Below are 20,461 nucleotides of genomic sequence, written 5' to 3' on the forward strand. Positions count from 1 at the left end.
CCTACAGCGCCTTCAAGCAAAAAGAACACGCTCCATGAACGACTTTCTTGTCGCAGCCCTTTATCTGTTCACGCCGCTCGATGATTTCGAGGAGATGCGCGATCCGCTGAAAGCATTTTGTGTGACCCAGGATGTGCGCGGCAGTATTCTGCTCGCCGCTGAGGGTATCAACGGCACGATCTGCGGGCCTGAAGCGGGCGTGCGTGCGGTTCTGGACCATCTTCGCTCCGACGAACGGCTGGCAAGTCTGACGCACAAAGAGTCCTGGACGCACCGGCACGTCTTCAAACGCATGAAGGTGCGGCTCAAGCAGGAGATTGTTCGTCTTGCGGTCGACGGTATCGACCCGAATGAGGTGGTTGGCGAATACGTCAAACCAGAAGACTGGAATGCGTTGATTTCCGAACCTGGTGTCATCGTCATCGATACCCGCAATGATTATGAATACGCCTTTGGCACGTTTGATGGCGCGGTTAATCCGGAAACCCAGTCTTTTCGGGAGTTCCCGGACTGGGTGCATGATCAGGACACCCTGAAGGAAAAGCCAAAAGTTGCGATGTTCTGCACAGGTGGGATCCGCTGCGAAAAAGCGACCACCTGGATGCTGAAGAACGGCTTTGACGATGTCTATCACCTCGAAGGCGGTATATTGAATTATCTGGAGAAGGTGCCGGAAGATAAAAGCCTCTGGAAGGGCGAGTGTTTTGTTTTTGATGACCGGGTTTCCGTCGATCACAAGTTGGAACCGCGCTGGGGTGAATGGGTGCCGGAGGAAGCCAGGCACATCATCAATGAAGACACCGACTACGAAAAAGGCCCGGCTAAAGAAGGCGCCCCAGATTCTGAGTAAAAGAAAATCTTAACGGCCGTTAACTTTTAGCTTTTCCCGCTGGTGAAGCTTCCCTAAAGTCAAAGTACAGAAAGGTTCCTGTACCAGACTGGGGGAAGTGTCATGCGTCGCACATTCTGGAGCGCGGCCGCCGCGCTGTTTTTTAGCTCAATTGCTCTCGCTCCAGCTTCCGCTGGCGGATATGCATCGTCCTGTTACGAACAGGCTGTGGTGCCGGCGGTTTATCAGACTGTTCAGGAGCGGGTCTTGGTTCAGGCGGCCAGCAGTTATGTTGTACAAAAACCGGCGGTCTATTCTTTTCAAACCCGTCGCGTTCTGGTTCAGCCGGAACGGGTGAGTTACCGGACGAGTCCGGCTATTTATCGAACACAGCAACATAGGGTTTTGGCAAAACCGGCCAGCAGCGGATGGGAATACCGGACCATCAAGGGCCGCAGGATCCTGTGCAAGGTTCACTATCCTGCCGTTTACCAGATGGCGAGCCAGCAAGTGTTGGTGAAACCGGCTTCCCGGGTGGCGGTCCGGCAGCCTGCGGTCTACAGCCATGTTAAAGAAAAGGTCTTGGTGCAGCCCGCAAGTCAGTACCGGGTTCAAAAGCCGGCGGTCTATAAGACGGTAACCCGTAGGGTTCAGGTGCAACCAGCCCGCACGGTTTGGCAGCCGGTTCGGGTTCGCGGCTGCCGGAGCTGACTTTTCGTTGCAGAAGTTGGCGATAGTTCCGAACCACATTGAAGTGGATGCTCACCAGGTCTGGCCAATCGGTTGTAGCTTTTTGGCGAGAAAGTCGACGAAGACTCGCACTTTGGGCGCCATATTCCGTTTGGAATTGTAGATCACGTAGGCATTGATCTCGAAAGCGTTGAAGCTTGAGAGCAGCGTCTTCAGGCGGCCTTCGGCAATGTCCTGATACACCATGTATCCGGGACAGAGCGCCAGACCGCAGCCGGCGAGGACATAATCGCGGACCGCACGGGCGCTGTTGACCAATAGACCACCTTCGACAGGTACCTGGATGAGATTACCGTCCTCTTGAAACGGCCAGCTGTGCGGGTTGCGGAAATTCGTGTCGATGATGCATTGGTGCTGGCCAAGATCATTTGGTTTTTCCGGTGTGCCATTTTCCTTCAGGTAAGCAGGTGAAGCGCATAGGTAGATCGGGGACGGCGCAAGTTTGCGGGCGATCAGACCGGAACTCGGCAGATCTGCGATACGCACCGCCACATCAAATCCCTCATCGACCAGATGGACATGCCGGTCCGACAGGCTGAGGTCGACGGAGACACAAGGAAAGGCCTTTGTGAACTCAGGCAGAAGGGGCGCCACGTAAAGCTCCCCAAATGTGGTTGGCGCGCTCACATGCAGCCGTCCGCGTGGTTGCTCTGACTGATGAAGGATCAGGTCTTCCAGTTCATCGATATCATCCAGCACTTGGACACAGCGGCTGTGATAAAGCTGGCCGGCTTCTGTTGGACTAAGGCTCCGGGTTGTCCGATTGAAAAGGCGCGTTCCAAGACGGTTTTCGAGAGCCTGTACCTTCTTCGAAACAAGTGTTTTGGACGTGCTGAGTTTGTCGGCGGCACTGGTGAACGAGCCGGTTTCATAAACGGACACAAAGGCGCGCATGGCGTCGATCAAATTCATATTGTTTCCAATTTTGCATCAAAGAGTATCATTTTTCCATGTTTATAAAAATATTTGCTCTAATTAAATCGAAAGGGCAACCACATTTCTTTACGGGAGATCGTCATGATCGATACCAAAACCGGTCCCTATGCCGTTCTTTTGCTGCGCGTGTCTTTAGGTGTTTTGTTTCTGGCACATGCTGGGCTCAAATTTTTTGTGTTTACCCCTGCAGGTGCTGCCGGGTTCTTTCAGTCCCTGGGATTGCCAGGTGTTCTGGCGCATGTGACGATCGGTGTTGAAGTGCTCGGCGCACTGGCGCTGATCACTGGTTTTCATGCGCGTATTGCGGCTCTCGCATTGCTGCCCGTCCTGATCGGCGCCATCGTATTTGTGCATGGCCACAATGGTTGGCTGTTTTCCAATGAAAACGGTGGCTGGGAGTTTCCAGCATTCTGGGCTCTCGCGCTGATTGTGCAGGCTCTGCTGGGCAATGGCGCCTATACGCTTTCCGGCAAAGACGACCGACTGGTGGCGAGAACAGCCTGATCTGTAAGCCCAAAAACCGACAGTAAAAACTTGAGGAAACACAATGCTGATCGATGGCAAATGGAGCGCCGACTGGCATCCTTATCAAAAGACGGACGATGGCGGCCGGTTTGTCCGCCAGATCTCGAGTTTCCGGACAAGGATCACAGCGGATGGCGCGCCGGGACCGGAAGGGCAACCGGCTCTGAAAGCGGAAGCTGGCCGGTTCCATCTCTTTGTGAACTACATTTGCCCCTGGGCCGGCAGGACTTTGATTGTGCGCAATCTGAAAAAGCTCGAGGAGCTCGTGACTGTCTCGGTTCTGGAACCTGTCATGAGCCCGCAAGGATGGCGGTTCGGCGATTTCCCGGGAGCAACTGGTGCCGATACCGAAATCGGTGCCACCTATATGCACGAGATCTACACCCGGTCGGATCAGGGTTTCACAGGCCGGGCGTCGGTCCCAGTCTTGTGGGACAAAAAGGAAAAGCGGATTATCAACAATGAGTCAGCCGACATTATCCGGATCTTTGATAGGGCGTTTCAGAACCTGACGGGTGAGCCGCCCAGCCTCCGGCCACAAGAGCTTGGTCCGGACATTCAGAAGCTAAGCGAACGCCTCTATGAGACTTTCAACAACGGCGTCTATCGTGCCGGTTTTGCCCAAAGCCAGAGTGCCTATGAAGAAGCCGTGGGCGGGATTTTTGCCACATTGGACGATATGGAAACCCGTCTCGGGGATGGCCGTTCCTATCTGTTCGGTGACAAACTGACCGAGGCTGACGTCCGGTTTTATGTCACCTTGATCCGCTTTGATGCCGCCTATTTGAATCTCTTCAAATGCAATTTGCGGCCGATCCGCGATTACCCGCATTTGAGCAGGTATCTCCTTCGGCTCTATGCAATGCCGGAGTTTGGCAAAGCCACGTTCATCAATCACATCAAGGCGGGATACTACTCTATCAAGGCTTTGAACCCGAGCGGCATTGTCCCGCTTGGACCGGATCTGGATTACTTGAACTGACATCGAGAAAGGCAAGTCAGATGTCAGTTTGAAGTCGAGTGTGGTTCGCTCCTACGCAGGTACATCGCAAGTGTAGTCTGCAGAATAAGGAGTTCCTTAAGCAGGTTTACCAGATTTGCTTCTCTGATTGCGGTGTGTTCCCTAAGGTCATCTCAGGAATTCTGGCAATCCTGATGACGGGAGTAGTAATATGCAGTTATCGATCAATTTCTTGACGATGGCCTTGGTCGCAGCGTTTCTCGGGGTAGCACCTGCTTCCGCTGCTGGAATGAGAACAGCCTGCTATGAAAAAGTTCATCAGCCTGCTGTGTATAAAAACATCACACGAACCATAATGACCCACCGGGCCCACACTGCCTGGGAAAACCGGATCATCAATGGACGCGATGTCCTTTGTAAAGTGCATCGGCCGGCTGTTTATCAAAAGGTCCATCAAAATGTGATGGTTCATCCGGCCCGGACAGTTTTAAGGCGTGTTCGCAATTGCGATCAAAATGTCCGGATATCCAGCAACTTCTGATGCCAACGAAGCTGGGTTGGGTTTTGCGGTTCTGATCAGGTCTTGAAGCGGTCGGCCGTCAAACCTTTTTGATTGTGGCCTTCGACGAGGAAAAGCCCGCCGGACAGCGTATCCGGTTCGATCGCGGTCGGATCTGTCGGCTGCTTGATGCTGGTTATGATCAGATGATCCAGGTCAGGTCCACAAAAACACGGCATGGTTGGCCGTTGAATGGGCATTTGAATGGCGTCTAAAAGCTGACCATTTGGCGCAAAACAATTCACCACACCGGCGGACACACCACCGCTCCAGTAGTTGCCGCTGCTGTCAACAGTCGCCCCGTCCGGCCGTCCGGTTTCATTGGTTTGCTGGGCAAACAGCATTTTGGAGCCGAGTGATCCTGTATCGGCATCAAAGGCGTAACACTCGATCCAGCCCGGCGACGTATCGGAATGGTACATGTAGGCGCCGTCCGGAGACCAGGCGAGGCCGTTGGAGCACTGTAATTCGTCGCGGATTTCTGCGACGTCCCCCCGACCATCGACGCGGTACAGCCCTGCTACTGGTTCTCTCGGCGAGCTGGTGTCCATCGTTCCAACCCAAAAAGCGCCATCCGGACCGACTTTGCCGTCGTTCAGCCGCGTCTGCGGCCTGTCGGTCTCGATTTCAGCCAGCACTTCATGGGTTTCGGATTTCGGATCAAACAAGAGAACCTTGTCCCAGACACTGACAATCAGCCGGCCATCGTCACACAGGCCAAATGACCCGACTTCGTTGTCGAAATGCCACGTGGTGATGTCCCGGCTGTCCCAGGCCATGGACTGGATCGTGCGGCCTTGGATATCGGCCCAAAGCAGGCTGTTGGTGCGGTCGTCCCATGTCGGGCATTCTGCAAGCTGATAGGTCGTGTCGAGAAATCGGGTAATCGTGTGGGACACCAGAGCGGGTTCCTTGAAAGTCTCTAAGAAGGGCCGCGACTATAGCGGGCGATTGCAGCAGCGTCGATAGCGCAATGCTGTGTTGTTCAGATGTCTGCGACCTCAAGGGTTTCCGGCAAGGGCAGGGCTGTGCGTTTGACGATCGGGCGGATAGCAAATGACGATTTCATTCGCAAAACACCGGGCAGCTGAGCCAAATGATCTCGGTGTATGCGTTCAAAATCAATCGGATCGGCAGCCGTCAGCCTCAGAATATAATCGGCATCACCGGCCATTAAAAAACATTCCATGATCTCTTCTGAGCGGGCGACCGCCCGTTCGAAACTCTCCAATGTTTCCTTGGATTGGCCGGTCAAGGAGATTTCTACAAAGACATCCATACGCCGGCCAAGTTTTCTTTGATCCAGCAAAGCGACGTAGTTTTCGATGATTCCCGCTTCTTCCAGAGCGCGCATGCGCCGGAGGCAGGCGGACGGGGACAGCCCGATCTTATCCGCAAGATCGGCATTGGCGATGCGGCCGTCCGATTGCAGGACGTTCAGGATTTTTCGGTCGAGGCGGTCTAAGATCATAATGCTGCGCTGCACATAATGCGGGGTTGAGAACTCATGACAGCAGAATATACAAATGAGTGTGAGTTTTGCGCAATAAAATTGTCTGGATGGGAGGTTTTCCGAAGGGGAACGCAAGCACCTGCGGAGCGCCGAATGATAGACTTAAGGCAATGATAGACCCCACCCAGAGGAGACGGGCTCATGCGTATTGGTGTACCGAAAGAGATCAAAAACCACGAATACCGGGTTGGTTTGACGCCGGACAGCGTTCACGAAATGACCGCCCATGGTCATGAAGTTTTTGTCGAGACAAATGCGGGTGCCGGCATCGGTGCAAGCGATGCCGACTATGAAGCCTGCGGTGCCAAGATCCTTCAGACCGCAGCAGAAGTTTTTGAAACCGCGGAAATGATCGTCAAGGTCAAGGAGCCGCAGGCTGTTGAGCGCGCCATGCTGCGCCCGCATCATATCCTGTTCACCTATTTGCACCTGGCTCCGGACGCAGAGCAGACCGCGGATCTGGTGAAATCTGGTGCGACCTGCATTGCCTATGAGACCGTAACCGATGCTCAGGGCGGTTTGCCGCTTCTGGTGCCGATGTCTCAGGTTGCTGGCCGCCTCTCGGTTTTGGCCGGTGCCAACAGCCTTGAAAAGATCAACGGCGGTTCTGGGACCTTGATCGGCGGTGTCCCGGGTGTCGAGCCGGCCAAAGTGGTCGTGATTGGCGGTGGTGTTGTTGGGTCTCATGCCATCACCATGGCGCTGGGCCTTGGAGCGGATGTGACCGTTCTAGACCGCAACACACATGTTCTTGCTGACCTGGCGCAGACTTTTGGCTCTGGCCTCAAGACTGTTTATTCGACCAAATCTGCCTTGGAAAAACATGTCCTGGCAGCAGATATCGTTGTCGGTGCCGTGCTGGTGGCTGGCGCAGCCGCGCCGAAACTGGTGACTGCGGAAATGGTCAGCAACATGAAGCCGGGCTCCGTGCTGGTTGACGTTGCTATCGACCAAGGTGGCTGCTTTGAAACATCGAAAGCCACCACCCATTCTGATCCGACCTACGTCGTCGATGAAGTTGTCCACTACTGCGTTGCCAACATGCCGGGTGCCGTACCACGGACATCTGCTTATGCACTCAACAACGTAACTTTGCCGTTTGCGTTGGCTCTTGCCGGAAAAGGTGCAAAACAAGCGCTGCTCGACGATCCGCACTTCCTGCCGGGTCTGAATGTTCATCAGGGCAAAATCACCTGCGAGGCTGTCGCCACGGCACTCGGATACGATTACGTCGATCCGGCATCTGCACTTGAGGGCAGCGCGGCCAGCAAGGCAGCCTAAGCCAAGCTTATCCCTCAACTGAAAAACAAAAGGCCAGCCTCTGGGGCTGGCCTTTTCGATTCTCTGCCTTGTGATTATGGACACTTGACCTTGTAAGGTGTGCCCTCCTGATCGTAGGCGATACAGCTGCGCGGTGTGGTGATGACCCCGATGAGGCCGCCGCCGATGGCACCAATAGCCGCACCTGCCAAGGCTGCCCCAGCGGTTGAGCCTGCTGCCGCTCCGATGGTCGCGCCTGTTGCCGCTCCAAGACCGCCGCCGATCAGCATCCTGTCTCTTTGGCTTTCTGTATTCACACAGCCTGCAAGCAGCAGGGTGAGTGACAAAATGGCAAGGGCGGACTTCATCCCAGGCGCTCCGTTAACAATTGGTTACGCCCAGGGTGCTGGGGCGATGGTTAACAGTTTCTTAATAAGAGCTGTTATCCAACGCCCGATTTGGTCAGCTTACGGACAGGCGACCCGGTAAGGGTTGCCGTAGCGGTCATAAGCTACGCAGTTTTTCGGAGTGGTCGCTGCGCCAACGACAGCACCGCCTGCGCCGCCGATCAGGGCACCCGCGATTGCTCCGCCTGCACCGCCACCGTCAACCGCGGCGCCAATGACAGCACCGGTCGCCGCGCCAAGGCCGCCACCGACAAGGGCACGGTCCCGCTGACTGTCGGATTGGCAGCCCGCCAGTAGTGCTGCTGTGGCCGCAATTAAAAATAGCTTCTTCATTCCAAATTCCTTAGCTGTCTGGTTCATGCCGGACATGGGGCACTCACGGAGCTCTTATGGGCAAACAACCCGGTAAGGATTGCCGTAGCGGTCATAGGCGACACAGTTTTTCGGTGTGGTTGCCGCGCCGACAGCTGCCCCGCCGACGCCGCCAATTACGGCACCTGCAATTGCGCCGCCAGCTCCGCCGCCATCAATAGCAGAGCCAATAATTGCACCGGTAGCTGCGCCAAGTCCACCGCCTACGAGCGCACGGTCGCGCTGGCTGTCAGATTGACAACCGGCGAGCGCAAGGCCGGCGGCCGCGAGCAAAATGAGCTTTTTCATGAATGAGATCTCCTCTTTAAAAAAGGACGCCCGACGGCACCTCTCGGTCAGCTCCACAATGTAGAATCACGAAGCGTAAATCAATGAACACAACGTAGGTCGGTTTTGCGCTTCCGGCAATCCGCGATATGGATCGCCGAAACCAGATTCGCAAACCAACTCAACCATATTTCGGCTGGAACACACCCGCTCGTTGAGGCAAAAGTATGGCAGATGAGACGGTCTGCCATTGACCTTGCTCAACAACGGGTCAATCGGAGGCCGGTGCGCTCAATGCGGTCAGCAATCCTCTGGTCGAGGAATCCTTGGTTGTTGGCTCCACTTCTCCCCGCACAATCGGCAAGAGGGCTGTCGCCAGTTCCTTGCCCAGTTCAACGCCCCATTGGTCAAAGGAGTTGATGCCCCAGATAACGCCTTCAACAAATACCCGGTGCTCATAGAGCGCAATCAGCCGGCCAAGAGTAAATGGTGTCAACTGGTTATAGGCAAGAGTAAGAGACGGGCGGTCGCCGGGGAAAACTTTATGTGGTGCCAGACGATCAATGTCTTCTGCCGAAAGACCGGTGCTGGCGAGCAGGGATTTTGCTTCGTCCAGCGTGCGGCCGAGCATCAAGGCTTCGGATTGTGCCAGGCAATTGGAGATCAGCAACTCATGCTGATGCGTAAGATCGTCTTCATGTCCCTTTGCGGCAATCAGGAACTCACACGGGATCACAGTCGTTCCCTGGTGCAGCAGTTGGTAAAAAGCGTGCTGGCCATTGGTGCCTGGCTCACCCCAGACAAGCGGGCCTGTGGCGCCATCAACCGGGGTGCCGTCGAGTTTCACCCGTTTGCCGTTTGATTCCATATCCAGCTGCTGCAAATACGCCGGCAGGCGGGCGAGGCGCTGGTCGTACGGCAGAACGGCACGCGACCCGTATCCGAGTACGTTTCGGTGCCAAACGCCGATTAGAGCCATCAGCACTGGCAGGTTCTCTTCCAAAGGTGCGGTTTGGAAATGTGTATCCATCGCATGGGCACCTTCAAGAAACTCAAAGAAGGCATCCGGGCCGATCGCGATCATGAGAGGCAGCCCAATGGCCGACCAAATAGAATACCGGCCGCCGACCCAATCCCAAAAGCCAAAGACCCGGGACTTATCAATGCCAAATGCGGCGACTTTGTCGAGGGCAGTGGAGACAGCCGCAAAGTGATCGCCAACGGCATCTTCTCCCAGCGCGTCGGCGATCCATTTGCGCGCGGTTTGCGCGTTGGTCATGGTCTCGACGGTTGTAAACGTCTTCGAGGCCACGATGATCAATGTGGTTGCCGGATCGAGCCTTTCCAGCGTGTCGGCAATATGGGCGCCATCGACATTGGAGACGTAATGGAGTTCGGGGCCGTCATGATAGGGGCTCAGCGCAAGCGTGGTCATCGCTGGCCCCAGATCTGAGCCGCCGATGCCAATATTGACGACGTCCGTGAAAGGAGCGTTTGAAGAGGATGTCAGGTCACCGGAACGGATTGTTTCGGCAAAGTCTGCCATTGCGTCCAATACCGACCGGATGTCCGGCATCACATCATGGCCGTCAACCAACACCGGTTCATCCGATCGGTTGCGCAGCGCTGTATGCAAGACTGCCCGGTCTTCTGTTTGGTTGATTTTTTGGCCGCTGAACATGTCTGCTCGCTTGCTTTCCACGTCCGCTATACGAGCGATCTGCAGCAGCAATTCGAGAACCTTGGCATCCAGCTTGATCTTCGAATAATCGAGCAGAAGATCATCACAATGGGCCGAGAACTTTGAGAACCTGTCCGGGTCATCCTGGAACAGGGTTCTGAGTGAGGTGCCGGACAAAGTGTCCGCCTGCTGAGCGAGCATTTCCAAAGTTGCGTCAAGCGTCATGCAGGTTTCCTTAAATCGATTTAATACTTCGGGGTGCGCCCATGAATGCGCTGCGGCACCAGATAGCACAGCTGTCTATTCACGCAAAGGCGAGAAAGGTTTGCGAATGCCGCCGACCCATAAGGCCGGCGGCAAAACGGCTTAGTTGATTGGAGCCAGAAGTTCTTTTGCGGTCACGAGCTGCCGGACACCGTGGGAATGGTCTTCTTTAAAGACATTGCCCGCTTCCGCCCAGGCATTGAGGGAGTTGATGTCGAGTTTCGCACACTGCGGACGTACGCTCCAAGTGACCTGAAAGGGCGAGCATTTTTCTTGCGTGTAACTGGTGCCAGTTGTTGAGCCAATGAAGGTGACGGGTGTCCCAGTTCCGCTGGGCAACTCTTTGGGTTGGTGCCGGCCATCCACAACATTGTTCTGATAGGCAAAGTCCATGAAGTTCAGCGCCTTAGCGTCGTTCACTACCAAAAACACCTGAGCCTCGACGCGCAATTGCGGATTGACGCAAGCTTCGCTCAAACAAGAACCCAGACCTTTGCCTGGTGAAATGTCGCAGGAAGAAAAGACCCAATGAACTTCGATGGTATCGCCAGGTTTGACGCCGTGGTAAGCGCTGGACGCGGGGGCGGTCAGTTCAGCTTCTGTAAGGCTGTCCGCTTCGTTGCACTGATAGCCCCCATGATCGCCTGCACCTGCAAAGACGGCATAGCCCGGCCCCTTATGTTCGGCATTCGTGTGGGTATGGAGATTGCAAAGGTTCATTTCGCTCGACGGGGGGGCGAAGGCGACATCGGCCATATTCGCCCCATCCGTGCTGGTGATGTCGCGTGGGGTCTGCGGACCATAACCCTGACAGATATTCTCAGCTTGGGCGGTAAACGGCAGCAGAACGATTGCCACGGCTTTGAGTGAGATTTTCAAAGGAACTTTCATCGTCATCTCCAGCAGTTACGGATCAATCTATGCGATTTTTCTGGGGCACCGTTCAAACTTTGGACCGGTCGTCTTGGCATTCCGTAGGGGTGTAAAAATCTGGGCGCAGGCCTTAAGTGTCGCAATGTAATGATTTTCAAGAATTTACGCGTAACCCCATGCTCTAGCGTACTTGCGATTTGTACCATCTTTCAAGGGCGGAAGTGGCCGGTGTTAAGCGAATTGAAATGATACTTACTTTAAGTAATTGGTGTCGTCGGAGGTAGAGATGAGCGCACTCGCACACTTGCAAGATCAACCGGAGGCCGAGGAAGAAGTCCTTGTCGTTGATTTGGAGAACCTGTCGGTTGTCAATGCTGTGATCTCAAACGTCAGTGAGTGGGGCTGTCGGCTGACGTCGCCTGAGATTCAGGAACTTGGCAAAAATATTGGAATTCGGCCAAAGGATTCCGACAAACTGGTGAAATGTCAGATTACTTCCCGAAAGTCAGACGATGCTGCTGTCATTTTCTCTAAGAACTCGGAGAAATTTGCCGACAAACGGCGGGAAAAACGGAACACAGTCAGCATTCCGGTTAAGATCTCTGATTTTGACGGCATAACTGAGATTGACGGAACCATCGTGGATGCGGGAAAGAACGGCTGCCGTGTTATGGCCAAAAGCCTGCCAGCCCTTCCTGAGGAAGTGCTCTTGACCATGCAAAAATTCGGCAAGCCTATCGTTGCCGAGTTTGCGTGGCGTAACGATAGTGCCGGCGGACTTAGAATGCTCTGGGATCGCGATGTTGGTGGCGATGAAGAGGATGAAGACGCCGAAGCCGAACCGGCGTCTCAACAAGCCTCAGCCTAGGGAACGCTCTCACAAATGAGATGGAAATGGCGGAGTTGAACCTTTCTGGATACAAGCTAGTCGCCCTCGGCAAACCTTTCGGTTTTCAAGAGATTGTAGCGCGGTAACCAGGTTAGTGCACCCGATCGGGAAGGGGGCGAGAAACGGCAGCAATCTGAAGGTTTAGGTGCTTAGTCCGGCTGCTGCCCGGGCCCGTTCTTCAATGCCAGTCCAGTCTTCGGCCGCAATAGCCTTCGGATCCGCAATCCAGGATCCGCCGACGCATAAAACGTTCGGCAATTTCAGATAGTCTTCTGCCTTGTCGATGCTGACGCCGCCGGTCGGACAGAATTTCGCAGCGGCTAGAGGCGATGACAGGGATTTCAGATAGGCAGCGCCCCCGGCTTGTTCAGCTGGAAAGAATTTCAGGCGCTCATAGCCGCGTTCCAGAAGTTTCATGACTTCAGAAGCTGTCGCCGCGCCCGGAAGAAGCGGCACGCTGTGTTCGTCGGCGGCTTCTAGCAAAGTGTCGGTTGCCCCGGGCGAGACCACAAAGCGGGCACCGGCTGATACCGTCGCTTCATATTGCTGCGGGGTCAGGACAGTACCGGCGCCGGCAATTGCACCTTCCACATGTTTGTTGACCGCATCAATGGCCTCCAGGGCGTGCGGTGTGCGCAAGGTGATCTCGATAGCCGGCAGTCCGCCGCGGACCAAAGCTTCAGCCATCGGAACAGCCTTTTTCGGATCTTCGATCACCAAAACCGGAATGACCGGGGCTGCGGTCATCACCGCTTCAATTTTTTGGATGTCCTGTCCCATATCTTCTCCTTAACCACCAAACACGTGCGCGCCGGTATCTGCTGCGCCGACATTGGCGCGGAAGGCGGCGAACAGGTCGCGGCCAACACCGGATTGGTGATGTGTCAAATCTTCTTGTGCAGCAGGGCGGGCTTCAAACTCGGCCGCATCGACAAGAACCGTCAATTCGCCAGTGACTGCGTCAATGCGGATCATGTCCCCATCACGGATTTTTGCAATCGGCCCGCCGTTTGCTGCTTCTGGTGTAACGTGGATAGCGGCCGGTACCTTGCCGGAGGCGCCGGACATCCGTCCATCCGTGATCAAAGCAACTTTGTGACCGCGGTCCTGCAAAATGCCGAGGCACGGTGTCAGCTTGTGCAGTTCCGGCATGCCGCAAGCTTTTGGCCCTTGGAACCGAACCACTGCTGCGACATCGCCAGTCAGCTCCTTGTCGGAAAACGCCTTCAGGAAATCTTCCTGGGTGTGAAAAACGCGGGCAGGAGCTTCAATAATGTGGCGCTCTTTGGCGACGGCAGAGATCTTGATCACGGCTTTTCCAAGATTACCGGTGAGAACTTTCAAACCACCGGTTTCCTGGAAGGGGGTGCGGGCCGGAGCCAGAACGGTTTCGTCGCCGGAGATTTCCGGTGCATTTTGCCGGATGACATTGCCATCTTCATCGAGTTTGGCTTCCACCGTGTAGCCGGATAGATCGCTACCGTAGACCGTCTTCACGTCCTGGTGCAGATAGCCGTCTCCCAGCAATTCACGGATTAAGAAGGCAAGACCGCCGGCAGCCTGGAAGTGGTTCACATCCGCCTTGCCATTCGGATAAACGCGGGCAAGCAGCGGAACCACATCGGACAGTTCTGAAATGTCATCCCAGGTGAGTTTGATCCCGGCAGTCGCAGCGATAGCGACCAGGTGCATGGTGTGATTGGTCGACCCGCCGGTCGCGTGCAGGCCGACAACGCCGTTGACGATGGCCTTCTCATCGATGATCTCACCGGCCGGGGTGAATTCATTGCCGAGTGCTGAAATCGCCAGGGCCCGTTTGGCGGCTTCCTTGGTCAAGGCTTCACGCAAGGGCGTGCCTGGGTTGATGAAGGACGCGCCGGGCATATGAAGGCCCATTATCTCCATCAACATCTGATTGGAGTTGGCAGTCCCATAGAACGTGCACGTTCCCGGTCCGTGATAAGCCTTGGATTCAGATTCCAACAATGCATCGCGGCCAACTTTTCCTTCCGCATAAAGCTGGCGAACTTTGGCTTTGTCGTCGTTGGAGATCCCGGTGGTCATCGGGCCGGCAGGGATAAAGACTGCTGGGAGGTGGCCGAAGGAGAGGGCGGCAATCGCCAAGCCAGGAACGATCTTATCGCAGATTCCAAGGAACACAGCCGCATCGAACATCTGGTGGGACAGGCCAACGGCTGCGGACATCGCGATCACATCCCGGGAGAACAGCGACAGCTCCATACCGTCCTGGCCCTGGGTGACGCCGTCACACATGGCAGGAACACCACCAGCGACTTGGGCGACCGCTCCGACCTCATGTGCGGCATCCCGGATCAAACCCGGATAGGTCTCATACGGCTGGTGGGCGGACAACATGTCGTTGTAAGCAGTGATGATGCCAAGGTTTGGCACGACATCGCCGGAAAGGGCGGCTTTGTCCGACAGACCGCAGGCGGCAAAGCCATGGGCAAGGTTGCCGCAGGAAAGGCGTGAGCGTTGCGGGCCCTTATCGGCCGCATGTCCAATGCGGTCGAGGTAGCGGCTGCGGCTGTCCCGGCTGCGCTCGATAATCCGTTCGGTAACGGTCGCGATTTGATCCCTAACGGTCATAGACCTGTCTTCCTCTTTGCTCGCCGAGGCAATTCTGCCGGCTGGCGTCGTCATTTAGGCACTTCGGTCAATTGCATTTATTAAATCGATTTAAATTCCGAGCAAAGAACGGGTGGTATCCCATTCCTGCGCTTTAGCTGAGTTCGTCTTCCGCCCAGGTGCGCCCATCCCGCTCGACCAATGCGATCGATGCTGATGGACCCCAAGTGCCGGCGGTATAACCTTTCGGTGTTTCCTTAGAGGCGGTCCAGGCCGCTTGGATCGGATCGATCCACGCCCAGGCAGCATCAACCTCATCCCGGCGCATGAACAGGGTCTGGTTGCCGCGGATTACATCCATGATCAGCCGCTCATAAGCATCCGGATTGCGCACTTTGAATGCTTCTGCAAAGCTCATATCAAGCGGTACTTGGCGCAGGCGCATGCCGCCGGGGCCCGGATCCTTAATCATGACCTGCATCTGCACGCCTTCGTCCGGCTGTAGCCGGATGATCAGCCTGTTGGCCGTAATTGTACCGGCTTCCCGGCCGAAAATCGAATGCGGGATTGGCCGGAACTGGACGACAATTTCTGAAACCCGTTGGGCCAGCCTTTTGCCTGTGCGCAGATAAAAAGGAACTCCGGCCCACCGCCAATTGGAGATTTCCGCCTTTAGCGCCACAAAGGTTTCCGTGCGGCTTTCGTCGTGGCCAAGCTCTTCCAAATACCCTGGAACAGCGCCACCAGCTGACGCACCAGCGCGGTATTGGCCGCGAACAGTGAGTTTGCCGGCGGTTTGTTCTGTGATCGGCGCAAGTGCCTTTAGAACTTTGAGCTTTTCATCCCGGACGCTGTCCGCATCCATAGACTCCGGCGGTTCCATTGCGACCAGACACAAGAGCTGCAGAATGTGGTTTTGAACCATATCGCGCAGGGCGCCTGCCGTGTCGTAATACCCAGCGCGGCCTCCAGTGCCCAGGGACTCGGCAACCGTGATCTGGACATGATCAATGTGTGCGGCGTTCCACAGCGGCTCGAACAAGGCATTGGCAAAGCGCAATGCCATGAGGTTCTGCACTGTCTCTTTGCCGAGATAATGATCGATCCGGAAGATCTGGTGTTCGTTGAAGACGGCCCCGACAGTATCGTTAAGCGCCTTGGCAGAAGCACCGTCCTTGCCGATCGGCTTTTCCATCACCACTCGGGAGTTGTCGTTGACGACACCCGTCTTGCCAAGGTGTTCACAGATGGTCCCAAAAAGGTCCGGACCAACGGCGAGATAAAACGCTCGGATTGAGTCCGTACGTTCTTCGAGCACGGTTTTAAGGTCGTCGAAACCTGAGCCGGTGGCAATATCGATTTTGACGTAGCGGATGCGGCTCAGAAATTTTTCCAGATGCGCTGGGTCAAGGTCGGAAACGTGTTCTTCCAGAGCCTTTCGAGCGTAATCCCGGTAATCGTCATCGGAATAATTTCGGCGGGCACTGGTGATTATCCTGGCGTCATCCGGCATTTGGCCGTCAGCATCGCGGTGATAAAGGGCAGGTAGCAGCTTGCGGTGTGCAAGGTCTCCAGAGGCGCCGAACACCACCAGATCGAAATTGTCTACTTCGATGACGCGTGCCGCCATGAACCCTTTCCCTTCCAAATCCAAGTATTCCGTACCTAGAGCCGGAACACAATCCGCGTTCGGCTGTCTTTTAAATCGATTTAATTCTTTTGTCAGCCCCTCATTTCAAGGCGCTTCCGTCTTTTTCGAGATCTGCCGTCGTCGGTAGATCTGCACCGCGCCGCGAACAGGTGATCGCTGCAGCCCTCGTGCAAAATGTCATCAACCGGGTTAGGTGGCTACTGCTAAGATCCGACAGGTTCTGCCGGTCACTTACACCAAGAGTGTTTAAACCAGATAACAGAGTAGCCTGGAACGTGTCGCCGGCCCCGACAGTATCGATCACATTGACCGGTACACCTGGAACATTTGCTTCTGATTGTGCCGTAAACGCAGACGCGCCATCTTTTCCGCGTGTGACCACAACCAGTTTTGCCCCCTCTGCCAACCAGTCCTTGGCAATCGCGTCGACAGGTTCACCAGGTGCAATTAGGTCGAGGTCCTCGTCGCTCACCTTGATCACATCTGAATGCGGGACGATAGCCTGTGTGTTTTTCCGCCAAAGTTCCATGTCGGCAACAACGGTTGGGCGGATGTTGGGATCAAAGGAGATGAGTGAGCGGGTGTGCTCGCGGAGGATCAGCGATTTCAGGGCCGATGCAACAGGATCGGTGAGGGCGGTGTAGGAGCCGATATGGATGAAGGCTGGGCTTGTCTCGAACTCCGGCAAGTCCTTTTCAAAAACCATCCTGTCGGCGGCGTTTGCCCCATAAAAGGTATAGGCGGGTTGGCCGTCCGGGCTTTGTTGAACGAGGCTCAAGGTTGTCAGGTGATCGGTCCGCAGCAGATAGCGGTCCGAAATTCCCTCATCTTTGAGTTTTTGAGCCAGTTTTTCGCCCAAGGCATCCTTCGAGATGCCGCCAAAAAACGCGGTGTCTTCACCCATACGCGCAAGGCCCATGGCGACATTGAGCGGTGATCCGCCGACCCGGGCATCAAAACTCAAACTGTCCTTGCCAGTGTTCGAACCAAAGAAGTCGAAGAGGGCTTCACCGCAAACTAAAAACATGTTTGGTCTCATTTGGACGCGGCCTTTAACCGCTGTGATGTTGTGAGTGAGGCTCTAGGGAGGAGCCCAGATGTAACGGTAACCATCCAGATAGTAGCAGGATGGTTTTCGGAGTTATCAGTGACGAAGGCGGGTTAGGCCGCCAGTTCTTCCGGTGGATCCATCGCCCCCGTCATGATGGCCACCGCATCGGACATGGAAAAATCCGAGGGCTTGATCACACAGGCCCGCCGCCCAAGGCGGTGGATATGAATGCGGTCAGCCACTTCGAACACATGCGGCATGTTGTGGCTGATCAGAACGATCGGCAAACCCCGGGCGCGCACGTCCTTGATTAGATCCAGAACCCTGCGGCTTTCTTTGACGCCAAGAGCTGCCGTTGGTTCGTCCATGATGACGACCTTGGAGCCAAAGGCCGCAGCCCGTGCCACTGCCACACCCTGGCGCTGACCGCCGGAAAGCGTTTCAACGGCCTGGTTGATGTTCTGAATGGTCAAAAGGCCGAGCTCATTGAGTTTTTCGCGAGCAATGTCTTCCATGCGCCGATGATCCAGCTGGCGCAGCCATTTGCCCCTGAAACCGGGTTTCCGCAGCTCGCGCCCCATGAACATGTTGTCGGTGATCGATAGGGCAGGCGACATGGCAAGGGTCTGGTAGACTGTCTCAATGCCGGCGGCCCTGGCGTCAATGGGCGAATAGAAATTGACCGGTTCGCCATCCAGAAGAACGTCGCCTTCGTCAGGTTGAACCGCGCCGCTGAGGGCCTTGATTAAAGTGGATTTTCCAGCGCCGTTGTCGCCGATGACGGCCAAAATCTCGCCCGGATAGAGTTCAAAATCCGCGTGATCCATAGCAACAACACGGCCATAGCGCTTGACCAGATTGCGGGCTTCCAGAATAGGTTTCATCAGACCGACACCTTTCTGATCCATTGGTCGATTGCAACGGCCGCAATGATGAGCAGGCCGATGAGAAGGTAAGTCCACTGGGCATCGGCGCCGAGCAGGCGCAGGCCAAGCGTGAAGACACCGACGATCAGCGCTCCGAACAAAGTGCCGATAATGGAGCCGCGTCCGCCAAAGAGTGAAATTCCACCGATCACAACGGCTGTGATGGATTCAATGTTGGCAAGTTGTCCGGTCGTTGGTGAAACTGAGCCGATCCGGCCGATCATCGCCCAACCGGCAAAGGCGCAAATTAGGCCAGAGAGCATGTAGACCGAGATCAGTACTTTTTTGACCTGTACACCTGAAAGCTGCGCGGCCTCCGGGTCGTCTCCGACTGCATAGACATGCCTGCCCCAGGCTGTTTGGCGAAGGGCATAGGCCAGAACGATCACCAGCAGGACCATGAAGATCACGCCGTAGGTGAAAATCGCTCCGCCCAAGTTGACCTTGTTGCCGAAGAACTGCAGCAGCGGTGCGTTCTTGGCAATGTCCTGCGAGCGGATGGTTTCATTGGCCGAATAGAGGAAGTTGGTGGCCAGGACGATCTGCCACATGCCAAGCGTGACAATGAACGGTGGCAATTTGACGATGGCGACCAGGAAACCATTGATGTAGCCGCAAATGGTGCCGCAGATGAGGCCGCAGGCAATCGCTACTTCCACCGGCAAGCCATAGCGGAAAGTGAATTGCCCCATCACAACTGATGACAAGACCATAATTGCCCCGACCGATAGGTCGATCCCGGCCGTCAAAATGACGACACTTTGGGCGGCTGCGACGATGCCGACAATCTGCACTTGTTGCAAGATCAGCGTCATAGCGAACGGTGAGAAGAATTTGGAGCCGAGCAGGAGACCGAAAACCAGGATCGATATCAGCAGGACAATCAGCGGGACCAAGGCAGGTGTCTGGTGCAGCCGGTGCTGGATTTTGTGTCCCAGTCCATGGTGATGATCGTCGAATTCGGCGACAGCTTGCGGACTGGAGGCTGCGGCTTCTTCAAAGTCCGCTGGTCCGCTGGCCGTATCGCTTTTTGAGGTCATGCCCGGTTCTTTCTAAGACGTAGGAAAGAAGGGACAAAGGCGAACCGCGCCCCTTCCTGTTTTTAGCTTATTTGAGCCATCAGCCCCAGCAAAGGTTCGTGCCTTCGGCCGTATCGATCGACGGAACACCGTCCACCGGCTTGTCGGTCACAAGGGCGACGCCGGTGTCAAAGAAGTCCTTGCCTGGGGTCGGTTCCGGTTTTGCACCTGTGTCTGCCCAGGCCTTGATGGCTTCGATGCCAAGGGACGCCATCAAAAGCGGATATTGCTGGGACGTTGCGCCAATGACACCGTCTTTGACGTTCTGAACGCCAGGGCAGCCGCCATCGACCGAAACGATGAGCACATCGTTTTCGCGGCCAATCGATTTCAGGGCTTCATAGGCGCCTGCCGCTGACGGTTCATTGATGGTGTAAACCACATTGATCATCGGATCTTTGGCGAGAAGGTTTTCCATAGCCTTGCGGCCGCCTTCTTCGTTACCGGCTGTGACATCATTGCCAACAATGCGCGGATCGGTTTCATCGCCCCATTTGTTCGGATCGCCAAGGTCAATGCCAAACCCTTGCAGGAACCCCTGATCGCGCAAGACGCCAACGGTGGGCTGGCTGATGGCCAGATCAAGCATGCCGATTTTGGCATTGGCAGCTTCATCGCCGAGGGCTGCTGCCGCCCATTTACCGATCAGCTCTCCAGCAAGGAAGTTGTCGGTTGCAAATGTTGCATCTGCTGAATCAATCGGGTTTAGCGGCGTATCGAGGGCAATCACCAATAACCCGGCATCGCGGGCCTGCTGCACTGCAGGTACGATGGATGAGGTGTCGGAAGCTGTCAGCAAGATGCCTTTGGCGCCATCAGCAATGCACGTCTCAATCGCGGCAACCTGGGTTTCATGGTCGCCATCGATCTTGCCGGCGAAGGATTTCAAATCAATGCCGAGTTCCTGCGCCTTTGCGGTGGCCCCTTCTTTCATTTTTACAAAAAATGGATTGGTGTCCGTCTTGGTGATCAGGCAAGCAGAAATATCGGCCGCCATGGCCGGGGCCGCTGACATGGCGGCAAGAACGGAACCGGTCGCGAGAAGTTTGCGGATCATAGTGTCTTTCCTCCCTGGCCAA

The 20,461-nt window shown here is 55.5% G+C and carries 21 protein-coding genes; 6 read left to right on the forward strand and 15 right to left on the reverse strand.

From position 1 onward, the window contains the following. Nucleotides 1-34: 34 nt before the first annotated feature. Both ACOOFE_RS07570 and ACOOFE_RS07575 read left to right on the forward strand, forming a co-directional pair. Nucleotides 35-850 (forward strand): rhodanese-related sulfurtransferase, encoded by an 816-nt coding sequence (locus ACOOFE_RS07570; RefSeq protein WP_420414392.1) that lies wholly within the window; start codon nt 35-37, stop codon nt 848-850. Between the two features lie 102 nt (nt 851-952). Then, nucleotides 953-1,540, forward strand: coding sequence for a hypothetical protein (locus tag ACOOFE_RS07575; protein WP_420414393.1), 588 nt, complete (start codon nt 953-955; stop codon nt 1,538-1,540). A gap of 51 nt (nt 1,541-1,591) precedes the next feature. Here ACOOFE_RS07575 and ACOOFE_RS07580 read toward each other — a convergent pair whose 3' ends face one another. Beyond that, nucleotides 1,592-2,491 (reverse strand): LysR family transcriptional regulator, encoded by a 900-nt coding sequence (locus tag ACOOFE_RS07580; protein WP_420414394.1) that lies wholly within the window; start codon nt 2,489-2,491, stop codon nt 1,592-1,594. Between the two features lie 105 nt (nt 2,492-2,596). Between ACOOFE_RS07580 and ACOOFE_RS07585 the strand changes: the two genes are divergently transcribed. Then, a complete protein-coding gene (locus ACOOFE_RS07585; RefSeq protein ID WP_420414395.1) occupies nt 2,597-3,019 on the forward strand; it encodes a DoxX family protein in 423 nt (140 codons plus the stop codon). A gap of 43 nt (nt 3,020-3,062) precedes the next feature. Then, nucleotides 3,063-4,022, forward strand: a complete 960-nt coding sequence (locus ACOOFE_RS07590; protein WP_420414396.1) for a glutathione S-transferase family protein — start codon at nt 3,063-3,065, stop codon at nt 4,020-4,022. 555 nt (nt 4,023-4,577) lie between these two features. Here the strand turns inward: ACOOFE_RS07590 and ACOOFE_RS07595 are convergent. Continuing rightward, nucleotides 4,578-5,459: an SMP-30/gluconolactonase/LRE family protein gene (locus ACOOFE_RS07595; RefSeq protein ID WP_420414397.1), complete on the reverse strand. Its 882-nt coding sequence runs from the start codon at nt 5,457-5,459 to the stop codon at nt 4,578-4,580. 86 nt (nt 5,460-5,545) lie between these two features. Beyond that, nucleotides 5,546-6,031 carry an Lrp/AsnC family transcriptional regulator gene (locus tag ACOOFE_RS07600; protein WP_420414398.1) on the reverse strand — a complete coding sequence of 162 codons (486 nt, stop codon included), beginning with the start codon at nt 6,029-6,031 and terminating at the stop codon, nt 5,546-5,548. 183 nt (nt 6,032-6,214) lie between these two features. Here ACOOFE_RS07600 and ald point away from each other — a divergent pair, with 183 nt between their 5' ends. Then, a complete protein-coding gene (gene ald, locus ACOOFE_RS07605) occupies nt 6,215-7,354 on the forward strand; it encodes an alanine dehydrogenase (RefSeq protein ID WP_420414399.1) in 1,140 nt (379 codons plus the stop codon). A 74-nt stretch (nt 7,355-7,428) separates the two neighbouring features. Here ald and ACOOFE_RS07610 read toward each other — a convergent pair whose 3' ends face one another. The 5 genes from ACOOFE_RS07610 to ACOOFE_RS07630 form a co-directional block, all read right to left on the reverse strand. Then, nucleotides 7,429-7,701 (reverse strand): hypothetical protein, encoded by a 273-nt coding sequence (locus tag ACOOFE_RS07610; protein WP_420414400.1) that lies wholly within the window; start codon nt 7,699-7,701, stop codon nt 7,429-7,431. A 99-nt stretch (nt 7,702-7,800) separates the two neighbouring features. Further along, nucleotides 7,801-8,073 carry a bacteriocin gene (locus ACOOFE_RS07615; RefSeq protein ID WP_141185871.1) on the reverse strand — a complete coding sequence of 91 codons (273 nt, stop codon included), beginning with the start codon at nt 8,071-8,073 and terminating at the stop codon, nt 7,801-7,803. Nucleotides 8,074-8,127: 54 nt separating this feature from the next. Further along, nucleotides 8,128-8,400: a bacteriocin gene (locus tag ACOOFE_RS07620; protein ID WP_420414401.1), complete on the reverse strand. Its 273-nt coding sequence runs from the start codon at nt 8,398-8,400 to the stop codon at nt 8,128-8,130. A 250-nt stretch (nt 8,401-8,650) separates the two neighbouring features. After that, the gene (pgi, locus tag ACOOFE_RS07625; RefSeq protein WP_420414402.1) at nt 8,651-10,285 is read right to left on the reverse strand and encodes a glucose-6-phosphate isomerase; all 1,635 of its coding nucleotides are present in this window, start codon (nt 10,283-10,285) and stop codon (nt 8,651-8,653) included. A 141-nt stretch (nt 10,286-10,426) separates the two neighbouring features. After that, a complete protein-coding gene (locus ACOOFE_RS07630) occupies nt 10,427-11,215 on the reverse strand; it encodes a delta-class carbonic anhydrase (RefSeq protein ID WP_420414403.1) in 789 nt (262 codons plus the stop codon). Nucleotides 11,216-11,483: 268 nt separating this feature from the next. Between ACOOFE_RS07630 and ACOOFE_RS07635 the strand changes: the two genes are divergently transcribed. After that, nucleotides 11,484-12,065 (forward strand): PilZ domain-containing protein, encoded by a 582-nt coding sequence (locus ACOOFE_RS07635; protein WP_141185875.1) that lies wholly within the window; start codon nt 11,484-11,486, stop codon nt 12,063-12,065. A 162-nt stretch (nt 12,066-12,227) separates the two neighbouring features. Here the strand turns inward: ACOOFE_RS07635 and eda are convergent, their stop codons facing one another. From eda to ACOOFE_RS07670, 7 genes are all read right to left on the reverse strand, one after another. After that, nucleotides 12,228-12,866, reverse strand: coding sequence for a bifunctional 4-hydroxy-2-oxoglutarate aldolase/2-dehydro-3-deoxy-phosphogluconate aldolase (gene eda, locus ACOOFE_RS07640; RefSeq protein ID WP_420414404.1), 639 nt, complete (start codon nt 12,864-12,866; stop codon nt 12,228-12,230). A 9-nt stretch (nt 12,867-12,875) separates the two neighbouring features. Beyond that, a complete protein-coding gene (edd, locus tag ACOOFE_RS07645; RefSeq protein ID WP_420414405.1) occupies nt 12,876-14,696 on the reverse strand; it encodes a phosphogluconate dehydratase in 1,821 nt (606 codons plus the stop codon). 133 nt (nt 14,697-14,829) lie between these two features. Beyond that, nucleotides 14,830-16,305 carry a glucose-6-phosphate dehydrogenase gene (gene zwf / locus ACOOFE_RS07650; protein WP_141185878.1) on the reverse strand — a complete coding sequence of 492 codons (1,476 nt, stop codon included), beginning with the start codon at nt 16,303-16,305 and terminating at the stop codon, nt 14,830-14,832. Nucleotides 16,306-16,405: 100 nt separating this feature from the next. Continuing rightward, entirely contained in the window at nt 16,406-17,353 is a 948-nt protein-coding gene (locus tag ACOOFE_RS07655) for a carbohydrate kinase family protein (protein WP_420414406.1), read from the reverse strand. A gap of 134 nt (nt 17,354-17,487) precedes the next feature. Then, nucleotides 17,488-18,261, reverse strand: coding sequence for an ATP-binding cassette domain-containing protein (locus tag ACOOFE_RS07660; RefSeq protein ID WP_420414407.1), 774 nt, complete (start codon nt 18,259-18,261; stop codon nt 17,488-17,490). Beyond that, the gene (locus ACOOFE_RS07665; protein ID WP_420414408.1) at nt 18,261-19,343 is read right to left on the reverse strand and encodes an ABC transporter permease; all 1,083 of its coding nucleotides are present in this window, start codon (nt 19,341-19,343) and stop codon (nt 18,261-18,263) included. The genes ACOOFE_RS07660 and ACOOFE_RS07665 overlap by 1 nt, the downstream gene beginning before the upstream one ends. A 79-nt stretch (nt 19,344-19,422) precedes the next feature. Beyond that, on the reverse strand, nt 19,423-20,439 hold the full coding sequence (locus tag ACOOFE_RS07670) for a sugar ABC transporter substrate-binding protein (RefSeq protein WP_420414409.1): 1,017 nt from the start codon (nt 20,437-20,439) through the stop codon (nt 19,423-19,425). Nucleotides 20,440-20,461: the final 22 nt, after the last annotated feature.

This window comes from Roseibium sp. (genome assembly GCF_965216085.1).
Taxonomy (GTDB): Bacteria; Pseudomonadota; Alphaproteobacteria; order Rhizobiales; family Stappiaceae; genus Roseibium.